Origin of the sequence: Streptomyces sp. NBC_00878 (genome assembly GCF_026341515.1) — a bacterium.
GTDB lineage: Bacteria > Actinomycetota > Actinomycetes > Streptomycetales > Streptomycetaceae > Streptomyces.
Genome location: NZ_JAPEOK010000001.1, coordinates 8,079,796 through 8,097,311, shown reverse-complemented (window position 1 = coordinate 8,097,311; position 17,516 = coordinate 8,079,796). Strand labels below are relative to the sequence as shown.

Below are 17,516 nucleotides of genomic sequence, written 5' to 3'. Positions count from 1 at the left end.
CCAGGAGGCACCCAGCGATGTCGGTTCCGCAGCTCAGCGCCGAGCAACGCGGCGAACAGATCCTCGCCGTATTCGACACCGCCTTCGGCGAACTGCTGGCCGCCGACCCGGCCGCGTTCCGCGTGAAGTTCCGGAAGATGGCGGCCTCGGCGTTCGCCTTCTACCGCGGCACGGCGGGGCTCTTTTACCACGACCTGGAGCAGGAGAAGCGGGGCGGACCGTACCTGGACGAGCGCACCTCGCGCGTGTGGATCCACGGCGACCTGCACGCGGAGAACTTCGGCACGTACATGGACGCCCAGGGCCGCCTGATCTTCAACGTGAACGACTTCGACGAGGCGTATGTCGGCCCCTTCACCTGGGACCTCAAGCGCCTCGCGGCCTCCGTGGCCCTGATCGGCTACGCGAAGGCGCTGAGCGACGGGCAGATCTCCGATCTCGTCCGGACGTACGCGGCCGCCTACCGCGAGCGGATCCACGCCCTCGCGACGGGCGCCAAGAGCGACGAGGTGCCGCCCTTCACGCTGGACACCGCGCAGGGCCCGCTCCTGGACGCGCTGCGTGACGCCCGCTCGCTGACCCGCTTCGGGCTGCTCGACTCGATGACCGAGATCCGCGACTTCGAGCGCCGCTTCGCGCCGGGCGGCGGCTCCATCGAGCTGGACGCGGCCACGCGCTACAAGGTGCTGGCCGCCTTCGACGGCTACCTGGAGACGCTGCCGGAGGCGTCCCTCTCCCGCCCCGACTCGTACCGCGTGAAGGACGTCGTGGGCCGCCGCGGTATCGGCATCGGCTCGGCGGGGCTGCCCTCGTACAACATCCTTCTGGAGGGCGCCACCGACGCCCTGGAGAACGATGTGGTGATCTACATCAAGCAGGCCCAGACCCCGGCCGTCTCCCGGCACATCACGGACTCCTCGATCCGTGAGTACTTCCAGCACGAGGGCCACCGCACGGTGATCTCCCAGCGCGCCCTCCAGGCGCACGCGGACCCGTGGCTGGGCTGGACCGAGCTGGACGGCGCGGGCCAGCTCGTCGCCGAGGTCTCGCCGTACGCGGTGGACCTGGACTGGGGCGACATCGACGACCCGGAGGAGATCGCGGCGGTCGTCGCGGACCTCGGCCGGTCCACCGCCACGATGCACGCGGCGGCGGACGACGAGAGCGGCCACTCGGAGCTGGTGCCGTTCTCCACGGAGCGCGCCATCGACGCGGCGATCGCGGGCGACGAGGACAACTTCGGCGACCTTCTTGTCGACTTCGCGCATGAATACGGCGCACGCGCGCGTGCGGACCACCAGATCTTCGTGGACCTGTTCCGTAACGGCCGAATTCCGGGCCTGTAGGCATTCCAGGTCTGTAGGCCTTCCAGGTCCGTGGGCATCGCACAACGCACAGGAACCCTTTAGGGACCTCTTACAGGAGTACGTGGGACACTCTCCTCCGTTATGGACATATCCGGGACCCAGCTCAGAGCCGTGCGCGCGGCGCTGTTCACGGCACTCGTCGTGACGCTCAGCACCGCGTCGCACGTGCTGCTGTCCCGGGTCCCGCTACCGCTGACCACCGTGGCCGCGCTCGCGGCCGCCGTCTTCGTCGTCGCGTACGCGCTGGCGGGCCGCGAGCGCGGCTTCGGGCGGATCGCCGCCCTGCTGATCCCGCTGGAGCTGGCGGCCGACACACTGTTCACCACGGGCCAGCACGCCTGCTACGGCAAGGCGGGCGGCCCGGTCACGGGCCCGTTGCGCTCGGTCGGCTTCGACGTCCTGTGCGGCGGGGAGTTCGGCACCCCGCTGGCGCGGGTCACCGGCGGCGACACCCCGCCCGCCGCGACCCTGCTCGCGAACGCCGACCCGCGCGCCGCCTGGCTGCTGCTCGGCGCGCACGTCGGCGTGGGTCTGCTCGCGGCCGCCTGGCTGCGCCGCGGTGAGCGGGCCCTGGCCCAGCTCCTGGCCGCGGTGGCCGCGGCCACCTTCCGGCCGCTGCTGATCGCGGTCGCCGCGGTGACCGTGCACCGCACTCCCGTACGCCGGCTGCTGCGCCCCACGCGCCGGGTCGCCGCCACGCGTACGCGCCTCTTCGCGCACTCCCTGGGACGGCGTGGACCGCCGTGCTCGGCCGCTTTCGCCTGAGCACGCCAGTCCCCCTACACCTGCCATCACCACGGAGAACACCATCATGAGCAAGAGGAACAGCCAGGCCTCGAAGGCGGCGGCCCGCGAGCGGCTGCGCGTCGAGCGCGAGCGTCAGGCCAAGCGCGACAAGGTCAGGCGGCAGGTCATCGTCGCCGGTTCGATCGTCGCGGTTCTCGCGATAGCCGGCGGCATCGGCTACGCCGTCGTACAGAACAACGAGCCCTCGAAGTGGGACGCGGCCGCCGACGCGAAGGTCGTCGCTCCCGCCAACACCAGTGGCACGAACGGCACGACCGTCGTCATCGGCGACTCCAAGACCAAGAACACGATCCACCTCTACGAAGACCCGCGCTGCCCGGCCTGCGCCTCCTTCGAGCAGACCGTCGGCGAGACCGTCAACAAGGGCATGGCGGACGGCGACTACAAGCTGTCCTTCACGCTCGGCACGTTCCTCGACGGCAACCTCGGCGGCGAGGGTTCGAAGAACGGGGTGAGCGCGCTCGGCGCCGCGCTGAACATCAGCACCGAGGCGTTCCTGCAGTACAAGACCGCGCTGTACTCGACGAAGTACCACCCGGAGGAGTCGACCGACGACCTCGCCAAGGACAGCTACCTGATCAAGGTGGCGAACACGGTGGACGCGCTGAAGAACAACAAGAAGTTCCAGGACGCCGTCGAGAAGGGCACGTACGACGCCTGGGCGATGAAGATGAGCAAGTCCTTCGACGACGCCGATGGTGTCGACTCGACGCCGACCATCAAGATCAACGACAAGGTGGTCAAGAACCCGAGCACCGTCGCCGACTGGGAGAAGGCGCTCAAGGACGCGGGCGTCACCAAGTAGCGCCCATCACGCGAGTAACGCGAGTAGCACAAGTAACGCACGGCAAAAGGGCGGGCGAACTCTTCCCGGTTCGCCCGCCTTTCACGTCTTCTGCCTTACCGAAAGCGCTACCCGTCAGTAATCTGGTCGGCCGTGACCAGTCGCATCAGATCCCACTCCGGCCCCAACTCCCCCGCCCCGCGCCGCCGTACGGTCGTCAAGGCGGCCGCCGCGACCGCCGTGCTCGGGGCCCCGCTGGCCGCCGCGCTGCCGGCCCGCGCCGCCGCGGCCCCCGCCTTCCTGCACGGCATCGCCTCCGGTGACCCGCTGCCGGACGGCGTCCTGCTGTGGACCCGGGTGACGCCCACACCCGAGGCGGTACCCGGCTCCGGGCTCGGCCCCGACATCGAGGTCGGCTGGACCGTGGCCACGGACAAGGCGTTCACGAACATCGTCGCCAAGGGCTCCACCACCGCGACCGCCGCCTCCGACCACACCGTCAAGGCCGACATCCGCGGCCTGAAGCCCGCCACGGCCTACTGGTTCCGCTTCTCCAGCGGCGGCACCGACTCACCGGCCGCCCGCACCCGCACCGCCCCCGCCCACGACGCGGCCGTAGCGGGGATGCGCTTCGGCGTGGTGTCCTGCGCCAACTGGGAGGCGGGCTACTTCTCCGCGTACCGGCACCTGGCCGCGCGCGGCGACCTGGACGCCTGGCTGCACCTGGGCGACTACATCTACGAATACGGCACCGGCGAGTACGGGACGCGCGACACCGTCGTACGCCCGCACGCTCCCGCGCACGAGATCGTCACCCTCGCCGACTACCGCACCCGGCACGGCCGTTACAAGACCGACCCGGACCTTCAGGCCCTGCACGGAGCAGCCCCGGTCATCGCGATCTGGGACGACCACGAGTTCGCCAACGACACCTGGTCGGGCGGTGCCGAGAACCACACCGAGGGCGCGGAGGGCACCTGGTCCGCACGCCAGTCGGCCGCCAAGCAGGCCTACTTCGAGTGGATGCCGGTCCGGCCCGCGATCGAGGGGACCACCTACCGGCGGCTGCGCTTCGGCAGGCTGGCCGACCTCTCGCTGCTCGACCTGCGCTCGTACCGCTCGCAGCAGGTGAAGGTCGGCAACGGCTCGGTGGACGACCCGAACCGTACGCTCACCGGCCGGGCCCAGCTGGACTGGCTGAAGACGGGCCTGAAGTCCTCCGACACCAGCTGGCGGCTGGTCGGCAACTCCGTCATGATCGCGCCGTTCGCCCTCGGCTCGCTCTCCGCCGAGCTCCTGAAACCGCTCGCCGAACTGCTCGGCCTGCCCAAGGAGGGCCTGGCCCTCAACACCGACCAGTGGGACGGCTACACCGACGACCGCCGCGAACTGCTCGCGCACCTGGGGGACAACGCGATCCGCAACACGGTCTTCCTCACCGGCGACATCCACATGGCCTGGGCCAACGACGTGCCGTACAACGCCGGTACGTATCCGCTGTCGGCCTCCGCCGCCACCGAGTTCGTCGTCACGTCGGTCACCTCCGACAACCTCGACGACCTCGTCAAGGTCCCGCAGGGCACGGTCTCCGCCCTCGCCTCACCGCTGATCCGGGCCGCCAACCGGCACGTCCAGTGGGTCGACACCGACCGCCACGGCTACGGCGTCCTGGACCTCACCGCCGAGCGGGCGCAGATGGACTACTACGTCCTGTCCGACCGCACGTCCGCGAACGCGACGACGTCCTGGGCCCGTTCGTACCGCACGCGCAGCGGCACGCAGAAGGTGGAGCGGGTGTACGACCCGGTCTGAGCAGGTGTACGAGCCAGTCTGAGCGGGTGTACGACCCGGTCCGAGCGGGTGTACGACCCGGTGATCCCGCGCCGACGGGACGGAGCCAGTTGCCGCCGGGCTACAGCCGGAATACAGCCGCTCTACAGGCTGTCGAGGAAGCCGAGCGCCACCCGCCAGGTGGCCTCGGCGGCCTCCTTGTCGTAGTCCGGCAGACCGGGGTCGGTGTAGAGGTGCCCGGCTCCCGCGTATCTGTAGATCTCCACGTCGGCCCCCGCCCTCCCCATCTGGAGATACCAGGCGCTCAGCCAGTCGTCGGGCTCGAAGGCGTCCGGCTCCGCGACGTGCAGCTGGACCGGCAGTTCGTCCACCGTGGCGGTCTCCGCGATGTCGGACGTGCCGTGCAGGAGCAGCAGTCCGCGGGCCTTGTCGTCGCCGAGCGCCAGGGTCTGGGCGGTCGCCGCGCCGAGCGAGAACCCCGCGTACACGAGCCCCCGCTCCGAGTACGGAGCCGCGGCCAGGATCGCGCGCTTCAGCAGCTCCTCCTTGCCGAGCTCGTCCTTGAAGTCCCTGCCCTCCTCGACGGTCTCGAAGATGCGCCCCTCGAAGAGATCGGGCGTCCACACCTCGTGTCCCGCTGCGCGCAGCCGGTGCGCCGCGTCGCGCACCGCTGGCCGCAGCCCGTAGGTCGAATGGAAGAGCATGATGTTCATGAGCCCATGGTGCCAGCCACGACTGACAACGCCGGGGCTGGGCGGGACCGGGTGACGGACTACGGGCAGCTGGGGCGAGACCACATGTTCATGACGGCCCCCGGCCGGTTACGGTCAAGGGCATGGAGAACGTGCTGCGCCCGCTGATCGTCGTCGGCGGCTCGCTCGTACTGACGCTGATCGTCGGCTGGATCGCCGACCTGCTGCTGAAACGTGCCGACCAGCGCCACCAGGGGGTCCCCCTGTGGGGCCTGCTGCGCCGTTGCCGCCTGCCACTGCAGGTCGTGTTGTGCACGGCGCTGCTGAGAGGGTCGTACGACCAGGCCGAGATCGCCGTCGACCACTCCGCCGGGATCGGCCAGGCCCTGACGCTGGTCCTCATCGGCTCCACGGCCTGGCTGGTGGTGCGTATCGCGACGGCGGTCGTCGACTCCTCGTACTCCCGCTTCGCCAACACCCACCGCGACCCGGCCAGGGTCCGCCGGGTCCGTACGCAGGTGACGCTGATCCAGCGGGTGGTGTCGGCGATCGTCGGCGTGGTCGCGGTCGCCGCGATGCTGCTGACGTTCCCCGCGATGCGCGCGGCCGGCGCCTCCCTGCTCGCCTCGGCCGGCATCCTCGGCATCGTCGCCGGTGTGGCCGCGCAGTCCACGCTCAGCAACATGTTCGCGGGGCTGCAGATCGCCTTCGGCGACATGGTGCGCATCGGCGACACGGTCGTGGTGGACGGCGAATGGGGCACGGTCGACGAGATCACCCTGACCTTCCTGACCGTCCGCACCTGGGACGAGCGCCGGATCACCATGCCGGTCTCGTACTTCACGTCCCAGCCGTTCGAGAACTGGTCCCGCGGCGGCGTGCAGATGACCGGCACCGTCTTCTTCCACCTGGACCACAGCGCGCCCGTCGAGGAGATGCGGGACAAGCTCCGCGACATCCTCCGCGAGTGCCCCGCCTGGGACGGCCGCGACTACGGCCTCGCCGTCACCGACGCGACCCCCAGCACCATCGAGGTACGCGCGCTGGTCACCGCGAAGGACGCGGACGACATCTGGACGGTCCGCGTCACCGTCCGCGAACAGATGATCCGCTGGCTGACCGCCCACCACCCCTACGCGCTGCCGCGCGTCAACACGGCCGACGCGGTCCTCCCACCGAGCTCCCAACCGAACGCCAACGACGGCCGCCCCCAGAGAACAACCCGAGGCCGAGCCGTGGAACCGCCGAGGACGGGCCGGGGCTGAATCAGCGGGATTCACGAGAGCGTGGCTGGACGAGGGCGCCCCAAAGGGGCGCGGGGAACTGCGCGACAAGCCCCCACCGGCCCGCAGCGAGAACCCACAACAGGAACCCAACCGCCCTAAAGCCCCCGCCGCATCGCCCGATGCGCAATCCCCGCATCGAGAAACTCCGGCCCGTAAGCCACATACCCCAGCCGCTCATAAAAACCGAGCGCATGCGTCTGCGCGTGCAGGTCCACCGCCGTCAGCCCACGCGCGCGGGCCGCGTCCTCGATGCCCCGCACCAGCGCGACCCCGACACCGAGCCCGCGCGCGGCCTTGACGACGGCGAGCCGCCCCAGGTCCCCGACACCGGGCTCACCGCCGGTCCTGGCGGCCGCCACCTCGCCGTACAGCAGCCGCCCCGCGCCGAGCGGCAGCCCGTCCTCGCGCACGGCGACCACATGCATGGCATCGGTGTCGTACGCGTCGTACTCCAGGTCCTGCGGGACTCCCTGCTCGACGACGAAGACCTCCTTGCGCACCGTGAAGCAGGCCTCACGGTCGGCGGGGTCCTCGGCCACGCGCACCACGTAGGACGACGGGCTCATGCGTAGCTTTCCTCCCGGACGCGGTCCAGCGCCTGCTGCAGGTCCTCGGCGTAACCGCTCTCGAACTCGACCCACTGGCCGTCCCCGGGGTGCTCGAAGCCGAGCTTCACGGCCTGCAGCCACTGCCGGGTGAGCCCGAGCCGCTTGGCGAGCGTCGGGTCCGCGCCGTACGTCAGGTCGCCGACGCAGGGGTGCCGGTGGGCCGACATGTGGACGCGGATCTGGTGTGTGCGCCCGGTCTCCAGCTTGATGTCGAGCAGCGAGGCCGCGCGGAACGCCTCGACCAGGTCGTAGTGCGTCACGGAGGGCTTGCCCTCGGCCGTGACCGCCCACTTGTAGTCGTGGTTCGGGTGCCGCCCGATGGGGGCGTCGATGGTGCCGCTGGTCGGATCCGGGTGGCCCTGGACGAGCGCGTGGTAGCGCTTGTCGACCGTGCGCTCCTTGAACTGGCGCTTCAGCGACGTGTACGCGTACTCCGACTTGGCGACCACCATCAGGCCCGAGGTGCCCACGTCCAGGCGGTGCACGATGCCCTGGCGCTCCGAGGCGCCCGAGGTCGAGATCCGGTATCCGGCGGCGGCGAGGCCTCCGATCACGGTCGGCCCCGACCAGCCGGGGCTGGGATGCGCGGCGACACCGACCGGCTTGACGATCACGACCACGTCATCGTCGTCGTGCACGATCTCCATGCCCTCGACGGGCTCGGCGACGATCTGCACGGGCGCGGGTGCCTGCGGCATCTCGACCTCCAGCCAGGCGCCGCCGTGGACCCGCTCGGACTTGCCGACCACCGAGCCGTCGACCGTGACCTTCCCCGCCGCGGCAAGCTCGGCGGCCTTCGTGCGGGAGAAGCCGAACATGCGGGAGATGGCGGCGTCGACGCGCTCGCCCTCCAGGCCGTCGGGCACGGGCAGGTTACGGATCTCGGGACTGGTGCTCACCCGTCGAGTATGCCGGACAGGTCCGACACCACCTGACCAGAGCCCGAACAACAGTGCCCGCCGACAGCCCCGTGGGCCCGCCCCGGTCCTCGCGGGCCGGCCGTCAGTCCTTGTGGACGGTGCCGTCCGGGTCGAGCCCGCGGAAGGACAGCAGCACGATCAGGATGCCGCCGCAGACGATCGCGGAGTCGGCGAGGTTGAAGACCGCGAAGTGCTTGGGCGCGATGAAGTCGACGACCGCGCCCTCGAAGACGCCCGGCGAGCGGAAGATCCGGTCGGTGAGGTTGCCGAGCGCACCGCCGAGCAGCAGGCCGAGCGCGATGGCCCAGGGCAGGCTGTAGAGCTTGCGGGCCAGCCTGGCGATGACCACGATCACGGCCGCGGCGATCACCGTGAAAATGATGGTGAAGGCCTCACCGAAGCCGAAGGCCGCGCCCGCGTTGCGGATCGCCTCGAACCTCAGCCAGTCCCCGATGATCTCGATCGGCTCGTGGTGCTCCAGCTTCGCGACCACGATCATCTTGCTGATCAGGTCCAGCGCGTACGCCAGGGCGGCGACCGTGAACAGCACGGCGATCCGGCGCCGGCCCCTGGGCCGCTCGGAAGCTGCCGCCGCCTCTTCGGAACCAGAGTCGGAACCAGAGTCCGATCCGGAGTCCGAACCGGAGTCCGATCCGGAGCGGGAACCGGAGTCGGAGCTCACGGCCGGGTCCTGCGCCCCCTCGGCATCGGACCGCCGGCCCGCCGCCGCGCTCTGGTCGGTCTGCTCCGGCTCGGCGCCAGCCGCCTCCGGGAAATCCGGCGTACCGATGATCCGCTCCGCCTCTGCCACGTGAGTCCCTCAACCTAGGTGCCTGACTGAGGACGAGGGTACGGCACGGCCTGCCGCGCCCAGGTGCTCAGGAGGCACGCCGGGCCGATCGGTAATGGATCAGTGGCCGATCAGTAGCGCCGCTCCTGCTTCTGCTTGCACTCCACGCACAGGGTGGCGCGCGGGAAGGCCTGCATGCGTGCCTTCCCGATGGGGTTGCCACAGCTCTCGCAGAGCCCGTACGTGCCCGCGTCCAGGCGTTCGAGGGCGCGCTCGTCCTGCTCCAGCATGTCCCGGGCGTTGGCCGCGAGCGCCATCTCGCTCTCGCGCGTGATGTTCTTGGTGCCGGTGTCCGCCTGATCGTCGCCCGCGCCGTCCCCGGAGTCGCGCATCAGGCCCGCCAGGGACTCCGCGGAGTGCGTGATCTCGGCGCGCAGCCGCAGGGCCTCCGACAGCAGCCCCGCGCGTGCCTCCGCCACCTCCTCCGGGGTCCAGGGGTCCTCACCGGGGCGTACCGCGAGCTCGCCGGGCTCCGCCGCGGCGACCCGCGCCTTGGGGACCGCGGTGGTCTTCTTCGCCGCCGTGGCCGTGCCAGGAGTCTTCTTCGCAACCACCGTCGTGGCTCCCGTCGTCTTCGCGGCCTCGGCCGCACCCTCGGCCGCGGTAGCGACCGCCTTCTTGGCCGTACGCGTGCCCTTCCTGCCCGTCTTCCGGGCGGGCTTCGCGGCGGAGACACCCACCTCACCCGCCCCCTTCGCGACGGCCTTCTTCGTAGCCGCGGCCTTCTTCGTGGCGCCAGTCCTCGCGGCGGCCGTCTTCGCAGGAGCCTTCTTGGAAGCGGCCTGTTTCGTAGCAGTCGTCTTCGTAGGGGCCTTCTTGGAAGCGGTTGCCTTCGTAGCGCCCGTTTTCGCAGCGGACGCCTTCGTAGCAGCCGCTTTCGCAGCGGACGCTTTCGTCGCGGGCGCCCTCCCAGCGGACGTCTTCGTGGCGGACGTCTTCGTAGCAGCCGACGCCCCCTCGGCCGCCCCCTTCCCGGCAGCCGCCTTTGCCGTGCCCCTCTTCGTAGTGCTCGCTTTCGCCCCGGTCGTCTTCGATACGGCCTTGGTGGCCCCCGCCGTTTTGGCGGCGGCCTTCGTGGCCCCGGCCGCCTTGGAAGGGACCCTCTTGGAGGCGGCCGTCTTCACACCGGCCCTCTTCACACCGGCCGCCTTGGCGTCGGCTGCTGTGGCACCGGTCGTCTTCTTGGTGGCGCCCGCCGCCTTCTTCGCCGTGCCCTTCACGGCCCCCCGCGTGCTCTTCTTGCCGCTCACATCCTTGGCCGCCGCCCCGGCGTCGTCGGCCGCCCCCATGGATCTGCCGGACGCCGACTGCTGTACGGCGGTCTTTTTCGCCACCATGGCCGCGGCCCCTTCACATATTGTGATCTTGCACGCGAATCGTGCTGGGACGATAAATCGACTTGCGTCCCGCGGCAACGGGGCACGCCGCCCGATTCGCCCTCCCCGCGGGTACCGCGCGGCGAGCCTTCAAGCGTTGTGCCCAGCTCCCCGCCGGGTAATCCGCCGAGTCGGCCGTCCCAGGATCCGAACACCACCGCCTCGCCATTCGGGTCAGTCCGCACGCCTCTCCCGCGCCCCGCCACCCCGTCCCCGCGGGCCCGGGAAATCCGGTCGGCCGCTGTCCGCCCGGCGCCGTACACTGGGCGGAGCGAGAAGCGTGGATGGGGACGAGTAGCGGCGTACGCAGCCAAGAGCGATCCGGGGACGGTGCGAGCCCGGGGGCAAGCGCGACGTGAAGATCACCCCGGAGCCGCCGGAAGAAAGCCGCAGCCGAGAGGCACGAAAGGCAGCGGCCGGTAGACCCGGCATCGCGACCCCAATGAGGGGGCTCACCGGCGCGCAGGAAGCGACGGAGAGCCAAGGAGGGTGGTACCGCGGGAGCGCGCCGCACACGGCGTAGATGACAACACAGCTCTCGTCCCTCCGGACGGAAGGCAGAAAGTCCGCCGGAGGAAGCTCGTTGAATACGCAGCCGAGTACACAGCCGCAGTACCGCCAGGTGCCGGCCCAGGTCGACCTGTCCGCCCTCGAGCACGCCGTGCTCGACTTCTGGCGCGAGCAGAAGATCTTCGCCAAGACCCTGGAGCAGTCCGAGGGCCGCCCGGAGTGGGTGTTCTACGAAGGCCCCCCCACGGCCAACGGCATGCCCGGTGCCCACCACATCGAGGCGCGCGTCTTCAAGGACGTCTTCCCGCGCTTCCGCACCATGCGCGGCTACCACGTGGCCCGCAAGGCCGGCTGGGACTGCCACGGCCTCCCCGTGGAGCTGGCGGTCGAGAAGGAGCTCGGCTTCAACGGCAAGAAGGACATCGAGGCGTACGGCATCGCCGAGTTCAACGCCAAGTGCCGCGAGTCCGTGACCCGCCACACCGACGCCTTCGAAGAGCTCACGACCCGCATGGGTTACTGGACCGACCTGAACGACCCGTACCGCACGATGGACCCCGAGTACATCGAGTCCGTGTGGTGGTCGCTCAAGGAGATCTTCAACAAGGGTCTGCTGGTCCAGGACCACCGCGTCGCCCCCTGGTGCCCGCGCTGCGGCACGGGCCTCTCCGACCACGAGCTGGCGCAGGGCTACGAGACGGTCGTGGACCCCTCGGTGTTCGTCCGTTTCCCGCTCACCTCCGGTCCGCTCGCGGGCGAGGCCGCGCTCCTGGTGTGGACGACGACCCCGTGGACCCTGGTGTCCAACACCGCGGTCGCCGCCCACCCCGAGGTCACCTACGTCGTCGCGACGAACGGCGAGGAGCGGCTCGTCGTCGCCGAGCCGCTCGTAGAGAAGGCACTCGGCGAGGGCTGGGAGACCACCGGCCAGTCCTTCACGGGCGCCGAGATGGAGCGCTGGACGTACCAACGTCCGTTCGAGCTGGTCGAGTTCCCGAAGAACGAGCCCGCCCACTACGTGGTGAACGCGGAGTACGTGACGACCGAGGACGGCACGGGTCTGGTCCACCAGTCCCCCGCCTTCGGCGAGGACGACCTCAAGGTCTGCCGCGAGTACGGCCTGCCGGTGGTGAACCCGGTCCGCCCCGACGGCACGTTCGAGGAGGACGTCCCCCTGGTCGGCGGCGTCTTCTTCAAGAAGGCTGACGAGAAGCTCACCGAGGACCTCCAGCAGCGCGGCCTGCTCTTCAAGCACATCCCGTACGAGCACAGCTACCCGCACTGCTGGCGCTGCCACACCGCGCTCCTCTACTACGCGCAGCCGTCCTGGTACATCCGCACCACGGCCATCAAGGGCCGCCTCCTCCAGGAGAACGAGAAGACCAACTGGTACCCGGACTCGGTCAAGAGCGGCCGGTACGGCGACTGGCTGAACAACAACATCGACTGGGCCCTGTCCCGCAACCGCTACTGGGGCACCCCGCTGCCGATCTGGCGCTGCGAGGACGACCACCTCACGGTCGTCGGCTCCCGCACCGAGCTCACGGAGCTGACGGGCACGGACCAGTCGGACCTCGACCCGCACCGCCCCTTCATCGACGAGGTCACCTTCGCGTGCCCCCAGTGCGAGAAGACGGCCACGCGCGTGCCGGAGGTCATCGACGCCTGGTACGACTCGGGTTCGATGCCGTTCGCGCAGTGGGGCTACCCGCACAAGAACAAGGAACTCTTCGAGTCCCGCTATCCGGCGCAGTTCATCAGCGAGGCCATCGACCAGACCCGCGGCTGGTTCTACACACTGATGGCGGTCGGCACGCTCGTCTTCGACAAGTCGTCGTACGAGAACGTCGTGTGCCTCGGCCACATCCTCGCCGAGGACGGCCGCAAGATGTCCAAGCACCTGGGCAACACCCTGGACCCGATCCCGTTGATGGACCGGCACGGCGCCGACGCCGTCCGCTGGTTCATGGCGGCCGGCGGCTCTCCCTGGGCGGCCCGTCGCGTCGGCCACGGCACGATCCAGGAGGTCGTCCGCAAGACGCTCCTCACGTACTGGAACACGGTCGCCTTCCAGGCCCTGTACGCGCGCACGTCCAACTGGGCGCCCAGCGAGGCCGACCCGGCCCCGGCGGACCGCCCGGTCCTGGACCGCTGGCTCCTGTCCGAACTCCACGCGCTCACCGACCAGGTGACGCAGGCGCTGGAGGCCTACGACACCCAGCGCGCCGGCAAGCTCCTCTCGGCGTTCGTCGACGACCTGTCCAACTGGTACGTACGCCGCTCGCGCCGCCGCTTCTGGCAGGGCGACAAGGCGGCACTGCGCACCCTGCACGAGGTCGTCGAGACGGTCACGCGCCTGATGGCCCCGCTGACCCCGTTCATCACCGAGCGGGTCTGGCAGGACCTGGTGGTGCCCGTGGCCCCGGGCGCCCCCGAGTCCGTACACCTGACGTCCTGGCCGGAGGCGGACCTGTCCGTCATCGACCCGGAGCTGTCGAAGCAGATGGTGCTCGTACGCCGTCTCGTGGAGCTGGGCCGTGCCACGCGCGCGGAGTCGGGGGTGAAGACGCGCCAGCCGCTGTCCCGCGCGCTGGTCGCCGCCACCGGATTCGGGTCCCTCGACCGTGAACTGCACGCGCAGATCACGGAGGAGCTGAACGTGAGCGCGCTGGCCTCGCTCTCCGAAGTGGGCGGCTCGCTGGTAGACACGACCGCCAAGGCCAACTTCCGCGCGCTGGGCAAGCGGTTCGGCAAGGGCGTCCAGGCGGTGGCCAAGGCCGTCGCCGAGGCCGACGCGGCCGCGCTGTCCCTCGCCCTGCGCGAGGGCACGGCGTCGGTGGAGGTCGACGGCGAGACCGTCACGCTCGCCCCGGACGAGGTGATCATCACGGAGACCCCGCGCGAGGGCTGGTCCGTCGCCTCGGACTCCGGGGCCACCGTCGCCCTCGACCTGGAGATCACCGAGGAGCTGCGCCAGGCCGGCCTGGCCCGTGACGCGATCCGGCTGATCCAGGAGGCCCGCAAGAACAGCGGCCTCGACGTGGCCGACCGGATCGCCCTGCGCTGGACGTCCACGGACCCGAAGGTGATCGCGGCGCTCACCGAGCACTCCGCCCTGATCGCCGACGAGGTCCTCGCCACGGACTTCGGGCAGGGTGAGGCGGACGACACGTACGGCACGCCGTTCACGGACGAGTCCCTGTCACTGACGTTCCGCCTTCGCAAGGCGTAGCAGCGGCCTCGAAGGCCCGGTCCCGCCAAAGATCTTGGTGGGACCGGGCCTTCGGCGTTGCGTGCCCGCGCACAGATGCGCACCCTCCCGAACACACACACGCGCACTCGGCGGGGCCGCACCCGCCGACGCAAAAGGGTGGAGCCCCGGAATATCCGGGGCTCCACCCTGAACGCTGCCGACGCCTAAGGCGTACCGGAGGCCGTCAGTTGTCGTCCTCGTCGATCAGGAAGCCGCGCATCGGCGAGGGCGCCTGCTGCATGGGCGAGGGGCCCTGCGGCCGGACCGGAGCCATCGGCTGGGTCATGGCCGGCGACATCTGCTGCTGGCCGCCGTAGGACGGAGCGGCCGGAGCCGGACCACCCATCGGGTTGCCGCCGTAGGACGGCATGCTCGCCCCGGCCGGAGCCATGGACGGGCTCGGCGACGACGGAAGGGACGCGGCGGCCGGCGCACGCGGCGGGGCCAGCGAGTCGTCGGCCTGGGTCTCCAACTGACGCAGCTGCGACTCCAGGTAGGACTTCAGACGCGTGCGGTACTCGCGCTCGAAGCCGCGCAGGTCCTCGACCTTGCGCTCCAGCGTGGCGCGGGCGGACTCCAGGGAGCCCATCGCCACGCGGTGCTTCTCCTGCGCGTCCCGCTCAAGAGCGTCGGCCTTGGCACGGGCGTCGCGCTCCAGACCCTCGGCGCGGCTGCGGGCCTCGCCGACGATCTTGTTGGCCTCGGAACGGGCCTCGGCGATCGCCTGGTCGGCGGTCTGCTGAGCCAGCGAGAGCACGCGGGCGGCACTGTCGCCGCCGGGGCCCTGACCGGGCTGACCCATCTGCGGGCCACCGTGACCGCCCATCGGGCCACCCATGGGACCGCCCATCGGGCCGCCCATCTGCTGAGGCATCTGCTGCTGCATCTGACCCTGCATCGGGCCCGGACCCTGGCCCATCTGGCCCTGGCCCATGGGGCCCTGACCCATCTGGCCCTGGCCCATCGGACCCTGACCCATCGGACCCTGGCCCATCTGGCCGGGACCCTGCTGACCCTGGGCGCTGGGGCCCGCGGGCAGCTGCGGCGCACCGCTCGGCAGCTGGGGCGGGCCACCCATCGGGCCGCCCATCTGCTGCTGCGGCGGGCCCGATATGCCGGCGGGTACGGGAGCACCGGGACCGCGCATGCCCTGCGGCGGGCCCTGCTGGTCCTGTTCGGGCGGCTTGCGCATGCCCTGCTGCTGGTTCTGCGCGGCGGCGCGTGTGGCGGCGGCCAGCTTGGCGCGCAGGTCCTCGTTCTCGCGGAGCAGGCGAGTCAGTTCGGCTTCGACCTCATCGAGGAAGGCATCGACCTCGTCCTCGTCATAGCCTTCTCGGAGGCGGACGGTCGTGAACTGCTTGTTCCGCACGTCCTCGGGGGTCAACGGCATCTCTTCACCTCAACGTAGTCGTCGGCATCGTCGGCGTTCGGCAAGACCGTATCGTTCACAGCCGGCTCACAACGGAGATCAGGATGTAGACGATGATCATCAGTACGAAGAAGGACAGGTCGAGCGCCACGCCCCCGAGACGCAGCGGCGGGATGAACCGCCGCAGAAGCTTGAGCGGTGGATCAGTGACAGTGTAGGTGGCCTCCAGAACGACCACCATCGCCTTGCCGGGTTGCCATGAGCGGGCGAACTGGAAGACGTAGTCCATGACCAACCGGAAGATCAGCACGATGAGGAAACACATCAGCGCGATGTAGAGAACCTGCGCAACCACGCTCATGATCCGTGCTTCCCTCTCCCCTGTTTTCGTGCCTCGTCCGGTCCTGCGTCTCAGCTCTGGTTGAAGAACCCGCCCTCTGCGATGCGAGCCTTGTCCTCCGCCGTGACATCGACGTTAGCAGGCGACAACAGGAACACCTTCTGCGTCACCCGCTCGATGCTTCCGTGAAGACCAAACACCAAACCGGCCGCAAAGTCGACAAGTCGCTTCGCGTCCGTGTCATCCATCTCGGTCAGATTCATGATCACCGGCGTGCCCTCACGGAAGTGTTCCCCGATGGTACGGGCCTCGTTGTAGGTCCGGGGGTGCAGTGTGGTGATCCGGTACGGCTCTCGTTCCGACACGACCTTGGGCATGATCACCGGTGCGTTCTTCTCCAGGCTTTGACGTTCTTGTGTGATGGACGCCACGGGGGCGATTCGCGCGGGACGCCCCGATTCCGCAGTGAGCGAAGCGGAATGTGACACAGGATCGCGCTGCACAGGCGGCTGCACCACTCGTACCGATTCGTCCCGTTGGGACTGATGCGACTGGTGTGATTGATGCGGCGGCTCGTGCCGCCGGCGGTCCCGCTCGGGCTCCGGGTCAAGCTCGGGCTCGAAGTCGTCGTCGGGGTCAAAACCCCTGCCGTCGTACCCATCGTCCTCCACGAGGCCGAGGTAGACCGCCATCTTGCGCATCGCGCCGGCCATGCTCTGAGTCCTCCGCTCTGTGGTGGATCGGCTGACTGTTGCCAAGTGCCCGCGATCCACGAGGTCGTTATGCCCGCCCTTCGGCGGTAATGACCATATTTTCTGCTGTGGTCCGACTTCTTGGCGACGTTACCCGAGCCTGGGGCGGACTCCGAGTACCGCAGTACCGACGCGCACATGTGTCGCTCCGGCTCCCACGGCCTGTTCGAGGTCCGCACTCATCCCTGCCGAGACCATGTTCGCAGCCGGATGGGCGCTGCGCAGGTCAGTCGACAAATCCATCAGGCGCTCGAACGCCGCCAGTTCGCGCCCCGCGTACGGTCCGGTGAGCGGAGCGACGGTCATCAGTCCGTCGAGCCGTAGTCCCGGAGCGCCCGCGACGAGGTCGCCCAACTCTTCGATTCCGCCGACTCCCACACCTCCCCGCTCCCCCCTGCCGCTCTCGTCCGCGTCCAGTGCGACCTGGATGAGACACCCCACCTCGCGCCCCTGCAGCACCGCCTCCTTCGACAGGGAGGTGACGAGCCGGGCCCGGTCGACCGACTGCACGACATCGGCGTAACCGACCACGGAACGCACTTTGTTGGTCTGCAACTGGCCGACAAAATGCCACGAGAGGGGCAGATCCGAACATTCCAGTGCTTTGGGTGCCGCGTCCTGGTCCCGGTTCTCGGCGACATGGCGCACCCCGAGTTCGGACAGGATCCGCACATCGCTCGCGGGGTAGGTTTTGGTGACCACGATCAGGGTCACCTCTTCGCGCTTGCGCCCGGCGGCCGTGCACGCCGCCGCGATGCGCTCTTCCACTGTGGCCAGATTTCCGGCGAGTTGAGCCTTACGGTCCGTCATG

Annotated in this window: 15 protein-coding genes; 6 read left to right on the top strand and 9 right to left on the bottom strand. The window is 69.8% G+C overall.

Features of this window, described 5'->3' with window-relative positions; translation table 11 throughout:
* Positions 1–17: 17 nt before the first annotated feature.
* From OHA11_RS35100 to OHA11_RS35085, 4 genes are all read left to right on the top strand, one after another.
* Positions 18–1,346 carry a DUF2252 domain-containing protein gene (locus tag OHA11_RS35100; RefSeq protein WP_266503187.1) on the top strand — a complete coding sequence of 443 codons (1,329 nt, stop codon included), beginning with the start codon at positions 18–20 and terminating at the stop codon, positions 1,344–1,346.
* A 102-nt stretch (positions 1,347–1,448) separates the two neighbouring features.
* Positions 1,449–2,132, top strand: coding sequence for a hypothetical protein (locus OHA11_RS35095; RefSeq protein WP_266503186.1), 684 nt, complete (start codon positions 1,449–1,451; stop codon positions 2,130–2,132).
* 46 nt (positions 2,133–2,178) lie between these two features.
* A complete protein-coding gene (locus tag OHA11_RS35090) occupies positions 2,179–2,979 on the top strand; it encodes a DsbA family protein (RefSeq protein WP_266503184.1) in 801 nt (266 codons plus the stop codon).
* Positions 2,980–3,111: 132 nt separating this feature from the next.
* Complete coding sequence (locus OHA11_RS35085) at positions 3,112–4,770, top strand: alkaline phosphatase (RefSeq protein ID WP_266503183.1); 1,659 nt, start codon at positions 3,112–3,114, stop codon at positions 4,768–4,770.
* A 122-nt stretch (positions 4,771–4,892) separates the two neighbouring features.
* On the opposite strand, the gene OHA11_RS35080 is transcribed toward OHA11_RS35085, so the two are convergent.
* Positions 4,893–5,462: a dienelactone hydrolase family protein gene (locus OHA11_RS35080; protein ID WP_266503181.1), complete on the bottom strand. Its 570-nt coding sequence runs from the start codon at positions 5,460–5,462 to the stop codon at positions 4,893–4,895.
* 122 nt (positions 5,463–5,584) lie between these two features.
* On the opposite strand from OHA11_RS35080, the gene OHA11_RS35075 reads away from it, so the two are divergent.
* Complete coding sequence (locus tag OHA11_RS35075; protein ID WP_266503178.1) at positions 5,585–6,706, top strand: mechanosensitive ion channel family protein; 1,122 nt, start codon at positions 5,585–5,587, stop codon at positions 6,704–6,706.
* A gap of 116 nt (positions 6,707–6,822) precedes the next feature.
* Here OHA11_RS35075 and OHA11_RS35070 read toward each other — a convergent pair whose 3' ends face one another.
* From OHA11_RS35070 to OHA11_RS35055, 4 genes are all read right to left on the bottom strand, one after another.
* The gene (locus tag OHA11_RS35070; protein WP_266503176.1) at positions 6,823–7,293 is read right to left on the bottom strand and encodes a GNAT family N-acetyltransferase; all 471 of its coding nucleotides are present in this window, start codon (positions 7,291–7,293) and stop codon (positions 6,823–6,825) included.
* A complete protein-coding gene (locus OHA11_RS35065; protein ID WP_266503174.1) occupies positions 7,290–8,234 on the bottom strand; it encodes an RluA family pseudouridine synthase in 945 nt (314 codons plus the stop codon). The genes OHA11_RS35070 and OHA11_RS35065 overlap by 4 nt, the downstream gene beginning before the upstream one ends.
* A 103-nt stretch (positions 8,235–8,337) precedes the next feature.
* A complete protein-coding gene (gene lspA / locus OHA11_RS35060) occupies positions 8,338–9,066 on the bottom strand; it encodes a signal peptidase II (protein WP_266503173.1) in 729 nt (242 codons plus the stop codon).
* Between the two features lie 110 nt (positions 9,067–9,176).
* Positions 9,177–10,442: a TraR/DksA family transcriptional regulator gene (locus OHA11_RS35055; protein WP_266503171.1), complete on the bottom strand. Its 1,266-nt coding sequence runs from the start codon at positions 10,440–10,442 to the stop codon at positions 9,177–9,179.
* A gap of 622 nt (positions 10,443–11,064) precedes the next feature.
* Here OHA11_RS35055 and ileS point away from each other — a divergent pair.
* Positions 11,065–14,223 carry an isoleucine--tRNA ligase gene (gene ileS / locus OHA11_RS35050; RefSeq protein ID WP_266503168.1) on the top strand — a complete coding sequence of 1,053 codons (3,159 nt, stop codon included), beginning with the start codon at positions 11,065–11,067 and terminating at the stop codon, positions 14,221–14,223.
* A 205-nt stretch (positions 14,224–14,428) separates the two neighbouring features.
* Here the strand turns inward: ileS and OHA11_RS35045 are convergent, their stop codons facing one another.
* The 4 genes from OHA11_RS35045 to OHA11_RS35030 form a co-directional block, all read right to left on the bottom strand.
* Positions 14,429–15,634, bottom strand: coding sequence for a DivIVA domain-containing protein (locus OHA11_RS35045; protein WP_266503163.1), 1,206 nt, complete (start codon positions 15,632–15,634; stop codon positions 14,429–14,431).
* Between the two features lie 55 nt (positions 15,635–15,689).
* Positions 15,690–15,974, bottom strand: coding sequence for a YggT family protein (locus tag OHA11_RS35040; RefSeq protein ID WP_266503161.1), 285 nt, complete (start codon positions 15,972–15,974; stop codon positions 15,690–15,692).
* Positions 15,975–16,024: 50 nt separating this feature from the next.
* A complete protein-coding gene (locus tag OHA11_RS35035) occupies positions 16,025–16,666 on the bottom strand; it encodes a cell division protein SepF (protein WP_266503159.1) in 642 nt (213 codons plus the stop codon).
* A 129-nt stretch (positions 16,667–16,795) separates the two neighbouring features.
* Positions 16,796–17,515, bottom strand: a complete 720-nt coding sequence (locus OHA11_RS35030) for a YggS family pyridoxal phosphate-dependent enzyme (protein WP_266503158.1) — start codon at positions 17,513–17,515, stop codon at positions 16,796–16,798.
* Between the last annotated feature and the right edge of the window lies 1 nt (position 17,516).

Coding starts and splice junctions, on each gene's coding strand:
- OHA11_RS35100 (WP_266503187.1), top strand. CDS start 18: ATGTCGGTTCCGCAGCTCAGCGCCGAGCAACGCGGCGAACAGATCCTC.
- OHA11_RS35095 (WP_266503186.1), top strand. CDS start 1,449: ATGGACATATCCGGGACCCAGCTCAGAGCCGTGCGCGCGGCGCTGTTC.
- OHA11_RS35090 (WP_266503184.1), top strand. CDS start 2,179: ATGAGCAAGAGGAACAGCCAGGCCTCGAAGGCGGCGGCCCGCGAGCGG.
- OHA11_RS35080 (WP_266503181.1), bottom strand. CDS start 5,462: ATGAACATCATGCTCTTCCATTCGACCTACGGGCTGCGGCCAGCGGTG.
- OHA11_RS35075 (WP_266503178.1), top strand. CDS start 5,585: ATGGAGAACGTGCTGCGCCCGCTGATCGTCGTCGGCGGCTCGCTCGTA.
- OHA11_RS35070 (WP_266503176.1), bottom strand. CDS start 7,293: ATGAGCCCGTCGTCCTACGTGGTGCGCGTGGCCGAGGACCCCGCCGAC.
- OHA11_RS35055 (WP_266503171.1), bottom strand. CDS start 10,442: ATGGTGGCGAAAAAGACCGCCGTACAGCAGTCGGCGTCCGGCAGATCC.
- OHA11_RS35045 (WP_266503163.1), bottom strand. CDS start 15,634: ATGCCGTTGACCCCCGAGGACGTGCGGAACAAGCAGTTCACGACCGTC.
- OHA11_RS35040 (WP_266503161.1), bottom strand. CDS start 15,974: ATGAGCGTGGTTGCGCAGGTTCTCTACATCGCGCTGATGTGTTTCCTC.
- OHA11_RS35035 (WP_266503159.1), bottom strand. CDS start 16,666: ATGGCCGGCGCGATGCGCAAGATGGCGGTCTACCTCGGCCTCGTGGAG.
- OHA11_RS35030 (WP_266503158.1), bottom strand. CDS start 17,515: ATGACGGACCGTAAGGCTCAACTCGCCGGAAATCTGGCCACAGTGGAA.